This window comes from Dysosmobacter welbionis (assembly GCF_005121165.3).
GTDB classification, from domain to species: domain Bacteria; phylum Bacillota; class Clostridia; order Oscillospirales; family Oscillospiraceae; genus Oscillibacter; species Oscillibacter welbionis.
Genome location: NZ_CP034413.3, coordinates 1,815,345 through 1,832,506 on the forward strand (window position 1 = coordinate 1,815,345; position 17,162 = coordinate 1,832,506).

Below are 17,162 nucleotides of genomic sequence, written 5' to 3' on the forward strand. Positions count from 1 at the left end.
GCGCCCGGTCTTTTTCTCCTCTGTCAGGTCCCCTCCTGAAGCCGCCTGGTGAAGGCGATGGAATCCGCCAGCGCCTCCTCCAGCAGGCGGACGAACTGCTCCGTCAGCGGAGAGGGCCGGCTGCTGCGGATGTGGATCCAGCCCAGGTGGACCGAGGTCTTCCCCAGCAGCGGGATCGTGACTACGCTTCCGTCCGCCAGCCCCTCCGACAGCAGGCCGCTGCCGGAGGTGAACGCATCGGTGGACGCCAGCACGTACATCGCCGTGGCCCGGTTGTTCACGCTGATGCACTTTGCCGGCTTTTTCAGAGAGACCATGGGGTACTCCTCGAAAAAGTCCGACGCCACGCCTTGGTCGTGCTCAAACGCCACATACGGATATCCGTCCAGTTCCTCCTCCGTTACGCTGGAGCGGCCAGCCAGCGGATGCCCCCCGCGAACATAGATACAGGGGCAGACGGCGGCCAGTTCGTGGAATTCCAGCTCCCGGGCGTCCAGCAGCCGGCAGATAATCTTCTCCGTCAGATCCGTCAGGCAGATGACGCCCACGTCCGCCCGGTGGTCATAGACGTCGTCAATCACACCGTCCATCCCTGTCTCCCGGAGGCCAAATCGGAAGCGGTTTTCACCGGCGATTCGGAGCAGCCTCAAAAACGCGTCCACTGCAAAGGGATACCGCTGGCAGGAAACGGAAAAGCGCACCGGAGCCGCGGCGTTGCGTGCCTCACCATACAGGCTCTCGATCCCGCGCTTCTGCTCCAGCAGGGAGACGGCGTAGCTGAGAAACTCCTTGCCCTCCGGCGTGAACTCCACGCCCCGGTTGCTGCGGGCCAGCACCCGAATGCCCAGTTCGTTCTCAAGCTCCCGCACCGCCGTGGAAATCCCCGACTGGGACAGGAACAGCTTCTGGGCCGCCTTGTTGATGGAGCCGCATTTGGAGATCTCCACGATGTACTCAAGCTGCTGAAACGTCATAGAAAGCCTCCTCTTCCCCTTTCGATCTCACTTTTCTATTATAGGCATTTTGAGCTGGTTGTCAAATCGTTATCAAAAAAACTGTCAACGCATCCCGCAAAACGCATATTAACAGCTTTGCGCCCTTTGTGCTATTCTATAAGTAGAACCAAACAAAAGATATCAGTTATTTGAGAAATTTTCTGTTTAATATCACCTGCGTTTTTCGATGGATGCACAGATTTTCCCCCTCTCTTCTCTCTATCCCCGCAGCCGCGTCAGAGTCTCTCTGATAGCGAAAATTTGAATACCAGTCAATTTTGCCCCTGCGGAGCGTCTCCGGAGGGGCCGGTGAAGAAAGGAAGATCGACTGTATGAACACGGAGAAAAAGTTCGGTTTTGCCACGCGTCAGATCCACGCCGGCCACATGGAAAACGCGGCGGGCTCCTTGTGCGCCCCCATCTATCAGACCTCCACCTTCGCATTCTCCACCGTCCAGCAGGGCGGCGCCCGGTTCGCCGGCGAGGAGGGCGGATATATCTACACCCGTCTGGGCAACCCCACTCTGGGCGCTGTTGAGGAGAAGCTGGCCTCCCTGGAGGGCGGCGAGGCCGCCATGGCCGCGGCCTCCGGCATGGGCGCCATCTCCTCCGCCCTGTGGACCTCTGTGGTGGCCGGGGACGAGATCGTGGCGGATGAGACGCTGTACGGCTGTACATACGCGCTGCTGAACCATGGCATGACCAAGTTCGGCGTGAAGGTCACCCTGACGGACCTGTCCGACATTGAGAACCTGAAGAAGAACCTCACCGACAAGACCCGGGTGGTGTACTTCGAGACCCCCTGCAACCCCACGCTGAAGCTGCTGGACATCGAGCTGATCGCCAAGACGGCCCATGCCTTCAACCCCGACATCCGGGTGATCGTGGACAACACCTTCTGCACACCGTACCTGCAGCGTCCTCTGGAGCTGGGCGCGGACGTGGTGGTTCACAGCGCCACCAAGTACCTCAACGGCCACGGCGACGTGATCGCAGGCATCGTGGTGGGCAAGGCGGACTTCATCTCCCAGTGCCGGATGTTCGGCCTGAAGGATATGACCGGCGCCGTCCTGAGTCCCTTTGATGCGTTCTTGATGGCCCGGGGCCTGAAGACCCTGGACATCCGCATGGAGCGCCACTGCGCCAACGCCCAGAAGGTGGCGGCGTTCTTCACCAGCCATCCCGCGGTGGCCAAGGTCTATTATCCCGGCCTGGACACCTTCCCCGGTCACGAGATCGCGGCCAAGCAGATGAAGCTGCCCGGCGGCATGATCTCCATCGAGCTGAAGGCCGACCGCGCCGCTGTTGCCGCCGCGCTGAACAAGCTGCAGCTGTGCACCATCGCCGTGTCTCTGGGCGATGCGGAAACTCTGGTGGAGCATCCCGCCACCATGACCCACTCCACCTATTCTGCCGAAGAGCTGGCAGCCGCCGGCATCTCCGAGGGCTTGGTCCGCATCAGTGTGGGTCTGGAGGATCCCGAGGATATCATCGACGATTTCAAGACGGTTTTGGATACGCTGTAATTGATCCCGCTGCGGGGCCGCTCCTCCTCTCCTACATTGGGAGCAGCCCCGCTTTCCCGCGGATCCGCGTACCTCCTTTTCGCCGTCCCGGTCTTTCCCCACCCTGCCGGAGGCGGCCAAAAAGGCCCGGCTTCTCCGCCGGGCCTTTTTGTGCTTCTGTACCTGCCGCCTGTTGTGCGTCTCTCCTCCCGCGGCGGGCGGCCCTTGAGCAGGAAAAAGCGCCGTGCGCACATGCGCACGGCGCTTTTTCCTGTTTGGTTCAGAGAGGTAAGCGTGGGGAATGCTCAGTCCTCAGCCATTTTGCGATACTTGGCGTAGCGGTCCTTGGCGTCCTGGACGGTCTTCTCGTACAGGCGCTGGGCCCGGTCCGGGAAGTTGATCTGCAGGGAGGCATAGCGGTTCTCGCCCTTCAGATAGTCCATCATCTTGCCGCTGTCGGGCTCGGGAGAATCCAGCTGGAAGGGGTTCTTCCCCTCCGCGATCCGGCGGGGATCATACCGGTACAGATGCCAGTAGCCGCACTCCACCGCCTTCTTCATCTCCTCCTGCGTGCAGCTCATGCCCGCCTTGATACCGTGCTCCAGGCAGGGGCAGTAAGCGATGACGATGGCCGGGCCGGGATAGGACTCTGCCTCCCGGATGGCCTTCAGGGTCTGGGCTTGGTCGTAGCCCATGGCCACCTGGGCCACGTAGATGTAGCCGTAGCTCATGGCGATGGCGCCCAGGTCCTTTTTCTTGACCTCCTTGCCGCCGGCGGCGAACTTGGCCACTGCCGCAGTGGGCGTCGCCTTGGAGGACTGTCCGCCAGTGTTGGAGTACACCTCCGTATCCATCACCAGCATGTTGATGTCCCGGTTCTGGGCCAGCACGTGGTCAATGCCGCCGAAGCCGATGTCGTAAGCCCAGCCGTCGCCGCCGAAGGCCCACACGCTCTTCTTGGTCAGATACTCCTTGTTCTGCAGGACAAAGGCGCCCTCCTCCGTGGGCTCCGCCTTCTCCAGGGCGGCGATCAGCGCGTCGGACACCTCCCGGGTCACGGCCGGGTCCTGCCACTTGGCAAGATACTCCCCGATCTCAGATACGGCCACACCCTTTTCCTTCAGGGCTTTCAGCCGCAGCTCCACCTCCCCATGGATGGACCCGTGGGCCCGCAGGAAGCCGTAGGCGAACTCCGCGTTGTCCTCGAACAGGGACTGCTCCCAGCAGGGTCCAAAGCCCCGGCTGTCGCAGGAGTAGGGCGTCATGGGCATGGCACCGCCGTAGGCGGAGGAGCAGCCGGAGGCGTTGGCCACGTACATGCGGCTGCCGAACAGCTGGGTCACCAGCTTGATGTAGGTGGTCTCCGCGCAGCCCGCGCAGGCGGCGGAGAACTGGAAGTAGGGCTTGGCGAACTGGGCCGTCTTCACGCTCTTGTCGCTGATAATGTCCTTCTTCAGCAGCTTCTCGTTCATCGCGTAGTTGTCGAAGTTGGGCTGCTGCTCCCTCTGGGTCTCGAAGGGCACCATCTCCAGCGCCCCCTTGGCCGGGCAGGCGGTCAGGCACACGCCGCAGCCCAGGCAGTCGTAGGGAGAGACCTGCATCCGGAAGGAATAGGCAGGGGCGTCCTTGCCCAGGCCCTTGGCGGGCACGGTGACGAAGGATTCCGGCGCACCGGCCTTCTCCTCCTCCGTCAGCAGCACGGGCCGGATGGCCGCGTGGGGACACGCCATGGCACAGCGGTTGCACTGGATGCACACGTCGGGATTCCACTGGGGCACCGTGACAGCCACGCCCCGCTTGGAGTATGCGGTGGTGCCATTCTCCCAGGTGCCGTCCAGGCAGTTGTGCCTCTTGAACAGGGACACCGGCAGCTTGTCGCCGTGCTGGCGGTCCATGGGCACCACGATCTCCTTGACGAAGTCCGTGCCCTTCAGCTCCTCCGGCGCGCCGTCCTTGGCGTCCGCCCAGGCGGCGGGGACCTCCACCTTCGTCATGCCGGTCAGACCCACGTCCACAGCCCGGTTGTTCAGGTCCACGATCTCCTGGCCGCCCTTTTTGAAGTAGGAGTTGTAGTTGCCCTGCTTCATCTCCTCCACCGCCAGGTCGATGGGGATCACCTTGGTCAGCTGGAAGAAGGCCGCCTGGAGAATCGTGTTGATCCGGTTGCCCAGGCCCAGGTCCCGAGCCAGCTTCGTGGCGTCCATGATGTAGAAGTTGGCGTGCTTGTTGGCCAGGTCCCGCTTCATCTTGGCGGGCAGCCGCTCCTCCAGCTCCTCCGCGCTCCAGGGACAGTTCAGCAGGTATGTGCCGCCGTCCTTGAGGTCCGCGGTGGTGTCATATTTGTCCACATAGGTGGGCGCGTGGACGCCCACGAAGTCCGCCGCGGATACCAGATACGTGGCGTGAATGGGCTGGTCGCCGAACCGCAGGTGGCTCTGGGTCAGACCGCCGGACTTCATGGAATCGTAGGAGAAATACGCCTGGGCGTACTTGTCTGCCGCCAGGCCGATGGTGGTGATGGCGTTCTTGTTGGCGCCCACCGTGCCGTCGCCGCCCAGGCCCCAGATCTTGCAGGATACCTGTCCGGGATAGTCCAGGGCGATCTCCTCATAAGGCAAGGAGGTGAAGGTCACGTCGTCCTCGATGCCGATGGTGAAGCTGTTCTTGGGCTCCTCCTTGGCCAGGTTGTCGTACACCGCCACGATCTGGCCGGGCGTGGTGTCCTTGGAGGCCAGGCCGTACCGACCGCCCACCACCACGATGTCCTTCCGCCCCGCCTGCTGCAGGGCGCTCTGCACATCCAGATACAGCGGCTCACCCACGGAGCCGGACTCCTTCGTCCGGTCCAGCACGGCGATCTTCTTGCAGGTGGCGGGGATCGCATCCACAAAATGCCGGATGGAGAAGGGGCGGTACAGGTGCACCTGCACCATGCCCACCTTGCGGCCCTTCCTGTTCAGATAGTCCACCGTGTCCTTCACCGTCTCCGCACCGGAGCACATGATGACGATGACTTCCTCCGCATCGGGCGCGCCGTAGTAGTTGAACAGCTTGTAATCCCGGCCGGTGAGCTTGTTGATCTCATCCATGTAGTGCTGGACCACGCCGGGGATCGTGGCGATCTTCTCGTTGGCGCCCTCCTTGCACTGGAAGAACACGTCCGGATTCACCGTCGTGCCCCGGGTGGAGGGGTGCTCCGGGTTCAGGCCGTTCTTGCGGAACGCCGCCAGCTGGTCATAGTCCACCAGCTTGGCCAGGTCGTCATAGTCCAGCGCCTCGATCCGCTGCATCTCGTGGGAGGTGCGGAAGCCGTCGAAGCAGTGCATGAAGGCATACCGGCCGCCGATGGCGGACAGGTGGGCCACCGCGCCCAGGTCCATGGCCTCCTGGGGGGAGGAGGACATCAGCATGCCGAAGCCGGTCATTCGGCAGGTCATCACGTCGGAGTGGTCGCCGAAGATGGACAGGGCGTGGGCACTGACAGTCCGGCAGGAGATGTGGAACACGCCGGGCAGGAACTCGCCGCCGATCTTGTACATAGGCGGGATCATCAGCAGCAGGCCCTGAGAGGCCGTGTAGGTGGTGGTCAGCGCGCCCGCCTGCAGGGATCCGTGGCAGGTGCCTGCGGCCCCCGCCTCGGACTGCATCTCAATGACCTCCACGGGTTTTCCGAAGATGTTGGTCCTCCCCTTGGCGGACCACTCGTCCACCTTCTCCGCCATCACGGAAGATGGCGTGATGGGGAAGATGGCCGCCACCTCTGTGAACGCGTAGGACGCGTACGCCGCGGCGGTGTTACCATCCATTACTACTAGTTTTTTCTTAGCCATGTCTCCTGTTTTCCTTTCGATCTCACTTGGTCTGTTCTCATTGCCTCAACACCGTCCGCTGCCCGCTCCGGGGCAGCGGACGGCACTCCAGGGAGCTTACTTTATACCGGGATAGGCCCGGGCCACATAGTCGGCAATCCTGCGCACCGCCTCCTTCAGGTTTTCGTCGGAGTTGGCGAATACCAGCCGCAGATAGCCCTCGCCCATGTCGCCGAAGGCGGAGCCGGGCACCGTCACCACTCCTGCGTTCTCCAGCAGCTCCTCCGCAAACGCTTGGGAGGTCTTGCCGAATGCCTTGATGTTGGGGAAGGCGTAGAAGCTGCCCGCGGACTTCTTGCAGGTGATGCCGGGGATAGCGTTGAGTCCGTCCACCAGAATGTCCCGGCGGCGGGTGTAGTCCGCCACCATCTGGTCCACGCACGCCGTGCTCTTCAGGGCCTCCACCGCCGCCGCCTGGGTGAAGGTGGACACACAGGAGGCCACCCCCTCCTGCAGCTGCGCCATTTTCTTGATGTACCCCGGCTCCGGCGCTACCAGATAGCCGATCCGCCAGCCGGTCATGGCATAGGACTTGGAGAAGCTGTTCAGCACCATCACGCGGTCCTGCATCTCGGGCACCTGGGCCATGCTGTACGGCTGGATGCCGTCGTATACGATGGCGTCATAGGGCTCGTCTGTCAGCACCCACAGGTCATGGGTCTTCGCCACCTTGGCGATGGCCAGGATGTCCTCCTTCGTCAGCACCGCGCCGGTGGGATTGCAGGGGGAGTTCAGCAGGATCGCCCGGGTCCGGGGTGTGACGGCCTTTTCGATATCCGCCGCTTGGATCCGGTAGTCATATTCCTCATACGTGGGGACGGGCACCGCTCTGGCGCCGATGCTGCTGGCCTGCCCGTAGTAGTTGGGGAAGCAGGGATCCGGCACCAGGATTTCATCGCCCGGGTCCAGCAGCGTCATCATGGCCAGGAACAAGCCCTCCATGGCCCCCACGGTGATGATGACGTGGTCTTTGGTATAGCCCTCCCAGTACTGCTTCCGGTACTTGGCGGCCACAGCCTCCCGCAGCTCTGTGGTGCCGGCGTTGGGCGCGTAATGGGTCTGCCCCTCGTCCAGGGCTCTCTTCGCCGCGTCCTTGATGTACTGGGGCGTGTCGAAGTTGGGTTCGCCCACCGTCAGCTTGATCGCCTCCGGGTATTGGGCCGCCAGATCAAACATCTTTCGGATGCCGGACGCTGGATACTGCTTCGCCCGCTGGGAAATGCGCAGTTCCTGTTCCATTGGTAACATCTCCTTTTGATCATCTTCTCACGCGCACCCGGCGCACCCGTTCCGAAAGCGGGCACGCCGAATGCGCAGCAGGCAGTTCCTTACTTCGCAGCCTTGTCGTTCACCCACAGCTCCGGGATGGCGTTGGCCGCCGCCTCACTGGTGGGCTCCCACTTGCCGGACTTCAGCCGGGTCAGGTAATCGTTGATCAGTGCGCCGATCTGCTTGCGCATCAGGAAGCAGACCACCAGGTTACACACGGCGCACACACCGAAGAAGAAGTCGAAGAGATTCCACAGCACACTGAGGGCGCCCACAGAGCCGATGATGGCGAAGGCGCAGCCCAGGAGCCGGTAGGGCAGAATGAACTTCTTGCCGCCCAGGACGGTCATGCAGATCTCACCGTAGTACACATTGACCAGCGCGGTGGTGAAGGCAAAGAAGGTGATGATGGCCACCACGAACACCGTGCCAGCGATGGCGTTGCCGAAACCGGCGCCGAAAGCAGTGGCGGTCAGGGCCGCGCCGGTGCCGCCCTCGGTCCACACGCCGGTGCACAGGACCACCAGAGCGGTCATGGTGCAGACGATGATGGTGTCCACGAACACCTCGCTGATGCCCCACAGGCCCTGCTTCACCGGATGGTTGGCGGAAGAGGAGGAGTGGGCCAGCGGCGCCATGCCGGTGCCGGCCTCATTGGAGTACACGCCGCGGGCCAGGCCCCAACGGATGGCCAGCATCACGGTGGAGCCGGCAAAGCCGCCGGTGGCAGCCATAGGCGTAAAGGCGTACTCAAAAATCATCGCAAAGACGTGCGGGATGTTGCTGCCGAACTTTACCAGAATAAAGATGCTGCCGATCACATAGGCCAGCGCCATCAGGGGGACCACCTTCTCCGCAAAGGAGGAGATACTCTTGATGCCGCCCACCAGCACAACGGCCATGATGACGGCAAAGATCACGCCCACGATCCAGCCGGGAACGTCAAAGGAGACCCGAATCGCCTCCACCACAGAGTTGGCCTGCACGGCGGGCGCAAACACCATGGCGCAGCCCAGGATCACAGCCCAGAAAATGCCCAGCCACTTCCAGCTCTTGCCCAGCCCCCGGCGCACATACCAATAGAAGCCACCGTGCCATCTGCCGGTCTCAGGATCCCGCTCCCGGTAGGCCATGCCCAGGGTGATCTCGGAAAACTTCACGATGAAGCCCATGAGGGCCACGGCCCACATCCAGAATACGGCGCCAGGGCCGCCGGTGGCGATGGCCACCGATACACCGGCGATGTTCCCCACGCCAAGCGTGGAGGCCAGCGCCGTGCAGCAGGCCTGGAACGGGGAAATATCGCCCTCGCCGTCGCCCTTGTCGAAGATCTTGCCGAACGTGTTCTTCATGGCGTGTCCGAACCTGGTGAATTGGAAGAACTTAAAGCGGACGGACAGATACACGGCGACTGCGGATGTCAGGATCAGAAGCGGCCATCCCCACAGCCAGTTGGAAATCGCCATCATGATGTCGATGATAAACATATTCTACCTCCCAAATAACTTCATGCGCTCCATTTTCGATTGGCTGAATCATCTGTCGGGAAGTCTTTCCCCGCGGCTTCCCCGGCTCCTCCTTTCCTCCTATATTCGATATGCGGCCAGCCGCATAACTTGCCTGATTTCCAATAATTCCGTATGGTGGAAGCGAATTCCTTTGGGTAGAATTGTCAAAGCTGCCGGTCTTTTCTGGACATGTATCCAAAAAAGCGGCAGCTTTTCCGTAGAACGGGATCATTTTCCAAAATTGTGTCAAAAACCAAAGCCGCAACTGCGGCCCGACACGAAGCATTTCCACGGAAAATTACGGATCCTGTTTTCTTTCCTTATGATTTATGATATTATATAGACAAACATTTGTCAAGGCAGAATGTTTCTATGATATCGCCAAAAAGGAGCGGCCGATTTATGGCAAAAGAACAGGTATCCAGCATCCTCCGCGCCCTGGAGATTTTGGAGTGCTTCATGGATAACGAGACGGAATGGACGTTGAAGCGCCTGGTGGCACAGCTGGATCTGCCCACCACCACTGTCCACCGCCAGCTCTCCACCCTCACGGACCGGGGTTATCTGGTCCAGGATCCCGTCCGCAAGAGCTACCGGGTGGGGCCACGCCTCCTGCTGCTCTCCAGCACCGTCCTCAGCCACTCCGATCTGCGCAGTACCGCCCGGCCGGAGCTGGAAAAGCTGTCCGCCACTGTGAAGGAGACCATCAACCTCAGCGTGATGCTGGACCGGGAGATCTTTTATCTGGACAAAGTGGAGACCTTCCGCTCCGTGGTGTGCAACACGAAAGTGGGCACCCGAGCCCCGGCCCACGCCACCAGCGGCGGCAAGATCATGCTGGCCTTTCACGATCCCGATTATGTGGACGCCTACTGCCGGGACCTGCCCCAGATGCAGCGGCTGACGGACCGCACCGTCTTCTCCCCGGACCTGCTGCGGGAGCAGCTGGCCCAGGCCCGGATCAACGGCTTCGCCATTGACGACGGGGAGATCGAACCCGGCCTGATCTGCGTGGGCGCCCCCATCTTCGGTCTGGACCAGACGGTGGTGGCGGCGGTCAGCATCGCCGGTCCCACCTTCCGTATGAAAGAAGAGCTGGACGTGATGACTCGTGCCGTGAAGGCCACTGCCGCCAACATCTCCCGCCTGATGGGCGGGCGGCCGTGACGCGGCCTGTTTTCCAGCTGTCAGGAGCGGGAGCCCATAAGGACTCCCGCTCCTGCTGCTTTTACTTCCGCTTCCGGAACAGCTCCGGCAGTCTCCAGCCACGGCCCTTTCCCCGCTCCGTGGCCCGCATCTGGGGAGGATGGTCCAGATAGAACTGCTGGACGGAAACCGGCACCGCGCCGGCCTGCTCCGCCCGGACAAAGCCCCCGTCCGGCAGCATCCGCCGGGCCTTCACATTGTCTCCCAGAAGCCGGGCCAGATAGTCCGAGAGGAAGTCCTGCACCTCCCGGCTCTCCACCGGGCAGGCGATCTCCACCCGCCGCTCCTGATTTCGGGTCATGATGTCCGCAGAGGATAAGTACATCTGCCGCAGGGCACCCTCCCCGAAGCAGTAGATGCGGGAGTGCTCCAGAAACTCCCCCACGATGCTGGTCACGGTGATATGGTCCGTCTTGCCCGGCACGCCGGGCACCAGGCAGCAGATGCCCCGGACGATCAGGTCCACCCGCACTCCTGCCTGGGAGGCCTCCGCCAGCTTGTCGATCAGCTCCCGCTCCGTGACGGCGTTGGTCTTCAGGATAATCCGCCCCCGGTCGCCCCGGGCGATCTCCCCGTCGATGAGCCGTAACAGCGTCTGCTTCAGGGACACCGGCGCCACCAGCAGCTTACCGTAGCTGCCCCGCAAATCGCCGATCAGCATATTCTGGAAAAAGGCCACGCCATCGGCGGCAATGGTCCGATCCGCCGTCAACAGGGAGAAGTCTGTGTACAGCGCCGCGGTCTTTTCGTTGTAATTGCCCGTGCCGATCTGAGTCACATAGCTGAGCCCCGTCTTCTCCTTTCGGGTGATGAGGCAGATCTTGCCGTGGCACTTATAGCCGGCGGGTCCGTAAATCACCCGGCACCCGGCCTCCTCCAGCTCCCGGGCCCAGGTGATGTTGTTGCCCTCGTCAAAGCGGGCCCGCAGCTCCACCAGCACCGTCACGGCCTTGCCGTTCTCCGCCGCGGCGCACAGGTGCTTGATGACGGCGGACTTCCCCGCCACCCGGTAAATGGTCATCTGGATGGACACCACCGCCGGGTCCGCGGCGCTCTGGCGCAGCAGGTCCAGAAACGGCTGCATGGAGTGGTAGGGATAGAACAGCAGCACGTCCCGCTGGCGGATCTGCTCCCACATGGGCACCTCCCGGTCCAGCCAGGCGGGATATGCCGGCGCGTGGGGCGGGTAAAAGAGGGCGCTGTCCAGACTGTCCAGCTGGTAGGCGTATTTCAGAACCAGCGGGCAGGTGCACACATAGCTCTGCTCCGCCGTCAGCCTCAGCCGCCGGAGCAGCATGGCCTGCAGAGCCGGGGCCTCCCCCTGCATCTCCAGCCGCACCGGGGCCAGCCGCTCCCGCTGGCGCAGCAGCTTGGTCATCTGGGCGCGCAGGTCCAGGTCCTCCTGGTCCATAGCCTCATCATAGCTGATGTCTGCGTTCCGGGTGACGGACACCACCGCCTGCTCCTCGATCTGATAGATCTTGAAGATCTTCCGCAGGTGGTGGGCCAGAATGTCCTCCGTCCGCACGAAGGCGCCGGGCCGGGCCGGCAGAGGCAGGATGGGCGGCACCACATCCGGCACCCCCACGATGCCCAGCCGCCGCTTGTCTCCCTCCCGCAGCAGGGCGGCGGCATACAGGGTCTTGTTCTTCAGGTGGGGAAAGGGGTGGCTGGGGTCGATGATCTGGGGCATCAGCAACGGGCGCATGGCCTCCCGGTACCAGGCCCGCACATACTCCCGCTCACCATTTTTCAGCTCCTTGTAGGGGATATCCGCCACCCCATGTTCCGCCAGGGCCTCCATCAGCTCCCGGTATACCTGGTCCCGCTGCCGGACCAGCGGCACCACGGCGGCATAGATCCGCCGCAGCTGTTCCGCCGGGGAGAACCCGCCCTTGTTTTCCCGGGCGTTCGGGGCCACTAGGGCTAGGTCCGTCAGGCTTCCCACCCGCACCATGAAGAACTCGTCCAGGTTGCTGGTGAAGATGGAGAGAAAGCGCAGACGCTCCATCAGCGGCACAGAGGGGTCCGCCGCCTCCTCCAGCACCCGCTGGTCAAAGGCCAGCCAACTGAGTTCCCGGTTCTGGGTGTAACTCAGGTCCCAGCGTTCAGCAGCTTGTGACACAGATATCCCTCCCTGACGCCGTAGGGACTGATATACAGCTCTCCTTCGCACAGCGCCTCTGTCAGTGCATCCATCAGCACGATGCCCGGCAGAATCGTGTGCACCCGGTCCGGGCAGTGCCGCAGGATCAGCTTCCGCGCCTGGTGGTCCCGCTTCAACAGCAGCTTTGTCAGCCGGCGGACCTCCGCAGGCGTCAGGATGCGGTTTCCCGCCGGCTTTTCATACCAGTCATTGGCGATTTTCAGCGCCGCCCGGGCCGTGCCGCCCACGCCGCAGACCCGTTCCGCCCGGTGCGCCGGCAGCCGGGCCTCCTTCAGGGCCGCGGCCACGGTGCTGCGGATCCGCTCCAGCTCCTTTTTCTTGGGCCACAGGCCGTCCACGCAGCGATTGAACAGCTCCAGGGATCCGATGGGCAGGCTCTGGGCCTTTTTGACCTCCCCGGCCCGGACCTCCAGGACCTCTGCGCTGCCGCCGCCAATGTCGAACATGGCGCCGTCCTGCAAGTCCGTGGCCGTCCGGGCGCCGTAGTAGCCCAGTCTGGCCTCCAGCTCGCCGGAGATCACATCCACCCCCACGCCGGTGGCCGCCCGAATCTGCTCCACTGCCTCCTCCGTGTTGCGGATGTTCCGCAGGGAGGCGGTGGCAAATACGTGGGGGGCGTCCAGATCAAACTGCCGCAGCAGCGCCTGAAAGTCCCGGATGGCCCCGCAGGCCCGCTGGATTCCCTCCGGAGAGAGCACCCCTCCGTGGACGTAGCTGACCAGTCCCGCCATCTCCTTTTCGGAAAACAGCAGGTCGAATCCGCCCTCCGGCAGGGTGTTGTAGACGGACAGTCGGATGGTGTTGGACCCCAGGTCCACAATGGCGAATTTCATGGGTATGACGCTCCTTCTTCCCGCGCTCCCCACTGGGATGCGGCGTTTCACGTTTATCAGATTGACAGAGGCAGATGAAATTCAAAAGCGCGGTGCTGTAAAATGCCGGTAAAATTCAGGCTTTTTCGATGGCTCTGGCCACAGCGGCCAGGGCCTGGGCCTCCGTGTCGTCAAAAAGGTGGGTGTAGATGTTGCTGGTGACGGTCATGGAGCTGTGCCCCAGGGTGCGGGAGATATCGAACATGGGCACGCCCTGGCTGTTGGCCACCGAGGCAAAGCTGTGCCGCAGGCCGTGGAGGGAGATCTTGGGCAGCCCCTGCCGCCGCACCACCGTCAGCAGGTCCCGGGTCAGCTGGTCCGGCTTGGGGGGCGCCCCGTCCTGCCGCAGCACCACCCACTCCTTCGGGTCGTCGCTGCGCCGCCTCTCCCACGCCCGCCGCAGCACCTGCTGCAGGTCCTGGAGCCCGGTGATGCCCAGCCGCCGGGCGGAGGTGCGGGTCTTGGGGGACTTCAGCACCACGCTGCCGCCCACCTCTGTGCGCACCTCCCGGATGGAGAGCAGCCCCGCCTCCAGGTCCACATTCTCCCACCGCAGGCCGCAGATCTCGCTGCGCCGCAGGCCCAGATAGGCCGCCAGCTTCACCGGCAGCTCCATCATCGTGCCGGACACGGCGGAGAACAGCAGCTGCAGCTGCTCCGGGGAGTAAAAGCTGAAGCGGGCCTCCTTCTTCTTGGGCGGCGTCACCCGGTCCATGGGGCTGCGTTCCAGCATCTCCAGCCGCACCGCCATGCCCAGGGCCGTGGTCAGCATCACATAGTGCTTGATGACCGTGTTGGGGGACAGGCCCTGGTTCATCTTCTCATAGAGATAGCCCTGGATACGCAGGGGCGTCAGCTCCGCCAGAGGGATCCTTCCCAGGGCAGGCAGCACATGACAGCGTGCCATGTTGCGGTAGGCGTACAGCGTGCTCTCCGCCCGGTCCCGGGCCACCACCTCCTCCAGCCAGAAGGTCAGCCACTCCCCCAGTGTGCAGTCCTTCCCCGGCAGGCGCCGGTCGGCACAGGAGTTCCCCTCCAGCGCGGCCTGGGCCTCCTCCCTGGTGCGGTAGGTGCGGGTATAGCGCCGTCCGTCCTGCCGGAACACCGCGTAATACAGCTGCCGCTCCGTGTCGTATGCAAGATTCTTCTGGATCGTCTTTCTGGGCATGGGTGCATTCCTCTCTCTTTCTCTCTCGTTTTGCGATGCAGACGCATCGCAAAAGGGCCGTGTGCCGCCGACCACGGCGCGGCCTGAAATTTCAGCGCACGGACCGGGACAGCCCACATGCGCGAAAACTTCATGCGCCGCCGGGGCAGCTGATTTTCGCGGCGCCCCACTGCCCATGAAGTTTTATGCCCTTTTATCATAAACAACTCACGCTGTCCAATAGGATACCCATATTCGGTCAGACAAAACACAATTATTGTAAATTTCCGGGCCCGCTCCGGCCCTCTATTCATGTAGGGCCGGGGCGAATGCCCCTTCTGCCGCAGGCTTTTTCACGGCCTGCGGGACAAAAAAGCGGCTGCCTGCGGCAGCCGCTCTCCAAGAGCCGATTCACTTCGCGTCCTTCACTCCCATCCGGCAGGCGGCCCACACCGCGTTGTGGTCCGAGAGCTCCTCCCCCGCAAAGCGAGCCAGGGCGGAGTCCGGCCGGGCAAAGCCACAGTCCGCCGTCCGGGTAGAAAGGGTGCGGCTCTTGGTGGGTGTCATCCCCCGCAGCAGCAGCCAGTCCAGCCGCAGGCCCAGGCATCCGCCGCCCGGCAGGGGCTTGCGCCGGGTTAAAATGGGCGTCTCCGGCACTGCCCGGTAGCCCATGGCCTCCGCCGCCGTCAGGGCAGCCTCATACTGCGCCACGTCTTCCAGACAGCGGCGCTGGAGTGCCGGACTCCCCGCGATCTCCCGGATGGCGTCCTTGTCCCGGCCGTCAAAGGTGTTGGTGTTCAGATCTCCCCCCAGCACTACCGGAATGCCGGGAAGCAGTTCCTCCGCCGCACGGAGCACCGCCTCCAGCTGGAGCCGCCGTCCCTCGCCATGGGTGCGGTTCTCCAGGTGGATGGAGGCCACGCCCAGAGGCCGACCGCCCACATCCAGCTCCGCCAGCACCGCGCATCGCCCGCCAATCCGGCGCTGGCGGTCGAAGTACCAGTTGTACTGCTCCGGCAGCCGCACGGTCCACGCCCGCCGGATGGGCCAGCGGGAGAACACCGCATTTCCGTGGAAGCCCTTGGGGTCCTCCCCATTCACCAGCTCGATGAACTCCAGGCCGTAGGCGTAGTTCCAGCCGAACCGCTCCGCCAGCTCCCGCGCGGTGTTCCGGCCGCCAGAGCGGACGCAGCCATCATCCAGCTCATTGGCCAGCACCACATCCAGGGGCCGGACGCCCGGGCAGTCCTGAAGAAAGTCGCCCAGCTCCTCCAGGTGGACGCCCCGCTCCATATTGAACACCAGCAGGCCCAGCTCCTCCGGCACCTCCGCCGGGGCCGGCACCGGTGCGCCGATCTCCGTCTCCGAAAACTGGGGGATCATGGCCATCACCGTCTCCTGCGTCTCGTGGTCCAGCAGCGCACCCAGGCGCTGGCGCTCCGTATTGGGGATACCCTTCATAGTGTCCTTCCTCCTTGTGTTCTGGGGGCGCAGGTGGAGCGGACCACCAGCTCCGGCTGGAGCAGGTCCGCTGTCGGCCGCCGGTCCCCCTGAATCTGGCACAGCAGCCGCTCCACGGCGATGCGTCCCTGCTGAAATTTATGCTGCGAAACAGTGGTCAGATGGATACGGGGAATGGCGGCGTAGGAGACGTTGTCATACCCCACCAGGGACAGGTCCTCCGGCACCCGGATCCCCCGCTCTTCCGCCGCCTCCAAAATTCTGAGGGCGGTCAGGTCTGAAAATGCCAGCACGGCGTGGGGCAGCGTCCGCTCCCCGAACAGTGCCAACGCCTGTTCATAGGCCCACTGGCGCAGTTCCCGGGTGTCCGGCGGCGCGGGCAGCACCCGGCCGGAGAGCCCGTGCTCTCTCAGCGCCCGGCGAAAGCCCCGCACCCGCTGCACACGGGTGAGAGAGTCCGCACGCCCACCCAAAAACACCAGGTCCCGGTGGCCCAGCTGCAGCAGATACCGGACGGCGATGGCCGCCCCCGCCTCATTGTCCGCCATCACATAGCTGCACTTCTCCCCGTGGTTCACGCCCAGGTACACGCAGGGGGTGCCCTCCAGCAGGTCGGCGTGCTTGGCCTGGCTCTCCCGGGACAGGGGCGAGATCAGCACGCCGTCGATCTGCCGGGCCAGAAAGTTCTCGATGGCTCGAAGCTCCCGTCCCTCCTCCTGGAGGGAGTTGCTCAACAGCACCCGGTACCCGTTTTCCGCTGCCGTCTCCTCAATGGCAGTGGCGATGCCCGTGAAGTAGGGGTTGGACACGTCCGGCACCACTACCCCCAGAGTGTGGGTGGCCTGCCCCGTGAGCCCCTTGGCGGCGGCGTTGGGCACGTATCCCAGCTGGGCACAGGCGGCCCGGACCCGTTCCTTGGTCTCTGCGCTGATCTCCGGGCGGTCGTCCAGAGTCCGGGACACAGTGGCCGGGCTGACCCCGGCCAGCGCTGCCACGTCCTTAATGGTCGTCCGCCGCATCCCGTTCTCCCTCCTATTTGTGCAAACGTTTCCAATAGCACCTTTAAGATACCATTCCGGCAGGGAAACTGTCAAGTTTCTTCGTCTGTTTTACCATGTTTTTGTGGGTTTTTAATATATTTTCTCCAGTATCTTCCGGAACGG

Annotated in this window: 11 protein-coding genes; 2 read left to right on the plus strand and 9 right to left on the minus strand. The window is 63.3% G+C overall.

Annotated elements, in window-relative coordinates; all coding sequences use genetic code 11:
- Positions 1-23 precede the first annotated feature (23 nt).
- Positions 24-974 carry a LysR family transcriptional regulator gene (locus tag EIO64_RS09855; RefSeq protein ID WP_021750391.1) on the minus strand — a complete coding sequence of 317 codons (951 nt, stop codon included), beginning with the start codon at positions 972-974 and terminating at the stop codon, positions 24-26.
- A 353-nt stretch (positions 975-1,327) separates the two neighbouring features.
- Between EIO64_RS09855 and megL the strand changes: the two genes are divergently transcribed.
- Complete coding sequence (gene megL / locus EIO64_RS09860) at positions 1,328-2,521, plus strand: methionine gamma-lyase (protein ID WP_021750393.1); 1,194 nt, start codon at positions 1,328-1,330, stop codon at positions 2,519-2,521.
- A 284-nt stretch (positions 2,522-2,805) separates the two neighbouring features.
- On the opposite strand, the gene nifJ is transcribed toward megL, so the two are convergent.
- The 3 genes from nifJ to EIO64_RS09875 form a co-directional block, all read right to left on the minus strand.
- Positions 2,806-6,330, minus strand: coding sequence for a pyruvate:ferredoxin (flavodoxin) oxidoreductase (gene nifJ / locus EIO64_RS09865; protein ID WP_136891273.1), 3,525 nt, complete (start codon positions 6,328-6,330; stop codon positions 2,806-2,808).
- Between the two features lie 96 nt (positions 6,331-6,426).
- On the minus strand, positions 6,427-7,608 hold the full coding sequence (locus tag EIO64_RS09870) for a pyridoxal phosphate-dependent aminotransferase (protein WP_136891274.1): 1,182 nt from the start codon (positions 7,606-7,608) through the stop codon (positions 6,427-6,429).
- An 89-nt stretch (positions 7,609-7,697) separates the two neighbouring features.
- Positions 7,698-9,125, minus strand: a complete 1,428-nt coding sequence (locus EIO64_RS09875) for an alanine/glycine:cation symporter family protein (protein WP_119311811.1) — start codon at positions 9,123-9,125, stop codon at positions 7,698-7,700.
- Between the two features lie 423 nt (positions 9,126-9,548).
- On the opposite strand from EIO64_RS09875, the gene EIO64_RS09880 reads away from it, so the two are divergent.
- Positions 9,549-10,313 (plus strand): IclR family transcriptional regulator, encoded by a 765-nt coding sequence (locus tag EIO64_RS09880; RefSeq protein ID WP_025544391.1) that lies wholly within the window; start codon positions 9,549-9,551, stop codon positions 10,311-10,313.
- 61 nt (positions 10,314-10,374) lie between these two features.
- On the opposite strand, the gene ppk1 is transcribed toward EIO64_RS09880, so the two are convergent.
- The 5 genes from ppk1 to EIO64_RS09905 all read right to left on the minus strand — a co-directional run bounded on the left by ppk1 (position 10,375) and on the right by EIO64_RS09905 (position 17,018).
- Positions 10,375-12,477: a polyphosphate kinase 1 gene (gene ppk1 / locus EIO64_RS09885; RefSeq protein ID WP_158629761.1), complete on the minus strand. Its 2,103-nt coding sequence runs from the start codon at positions 12,475-12,477 to the stop codon at positions 10,375-10,377.
- A complete protein-coding gene (locus EIO64_RS09890; RefSeq protein ID WP_136891276.1) occupies positions 12,447-13,352 on the minus strand; it encodes a Ppx/GppA phosphatase family protein in 906 nt (301 codons plus the stop codon). Before EIO64_RS09890 ends, ppk1 begins: the two co-directional genes overlap by 31 nt.
- A gap of 115 nt (positions 13,353-13,467) precedes the next feature.
- Positions 13,468-14,559, minus strand: a complete 1,092-nt coding sequence (locus EIO64_RS09895) for a tyrosine-type recombinase/integrase (protein WP_158629762.1) — start codon at positions 14,557-14,559, stop codon at positions 13,468-13,470.
- A gap of 390 nt (positions 14,560-14,949) precedes the next feature.
- Entirely contained in the window at positions 14,950-15,999 is a 1,050-nt protein-coding gene (locus tag EIO64_RS09900) for an endonuclease/exonuclease/phosphatase family protein (protein WP_136891278.1), read from the minus strand.
- A complete protein-coding gene (locus EIO64_RS09905) occupies positions 15,996-17,018 on the minus strand; it encodes a LacI family DNA-binding transcriptional regulator (protein ID WP_021750785.1) in 1,023 nt (340 codons plus the stop codon). The genes EIO64_RS09900 and EIO64_RS09905 overlap by 4 nt, the downstream gene beginning before the upstream one ends.
- Positions 17,019-17,162: the final 144 nt, after the last annotated feature.

Coding starts and splice junctions, on each gene's coding strand:
- EIO64_RS09895 (WP_158629762.1), bottom strand. CDS start 14,559: ATGCCCAGAAAGACGATCCAGAAGAATCTTGCATACGACACGGAGCGG.
- EIO64_RS09875 (WP_119311811.1), bottom strand. CDS start 9,125: ATGTTTATCATCGACATCATGATGGCGATTTCCAACTGGCTGTGGGGA.
- nifJ (WP_136891273.1), bottom strand. CDS start 6,330: ATGGCTAAGAAAAAACTAGTAGTAATGGATGGTAACACCGCCGCGGCG.
- EIO64_RS09880 (WP_025544391.1), top strand. CDS start 9,549: ATGGCAAAAGAACAGGTATCCAGCATCCTCCGCGCCCTGGAGATTTTG.
- EIO64_RS09900 (WP_136891278.1), bottom strand. CDS start 15,999: ATGAAGGGTATCCCCAATACGGAGCGCCAGCGCCTGGGTGCGCTGCTG.
- EIO64_RS09905 (WP_021750785.1), bottom strand. CDS start 17,018: ATGCGGCGGACGACCATTAAGGACGTGGCAGCGCTGGCCGGGGTCAGC.
- EIO64_RS09890 (WP_136891276.1), bottom strand. CDS start 13,352: ATGAAATTCGCCATTGTGGACCTGGGGTCCAACACCATCCGACTGTCC.
- EIO64_RS09855 (WP_021750391.1), bottom strand. CDS start 974: ATGACGTTTCAGCAGCTTGAGTACATCGTGGAGATCTCCAAATGCGGC.
- EIO64_RS09870 (WP_136891274.1), bottom strand. CDS start 7,608: ATGGAACAGGAACTGCGCATTTCCCAGCGGGCGAAGCAGTATCCAGCG.
- megL (WP_021750393.1), top strand. CDS start 1,328: ATGAACACGGAGAAAAAGTTCGGTTTTGCCACGCGTCAGATCCACGCC.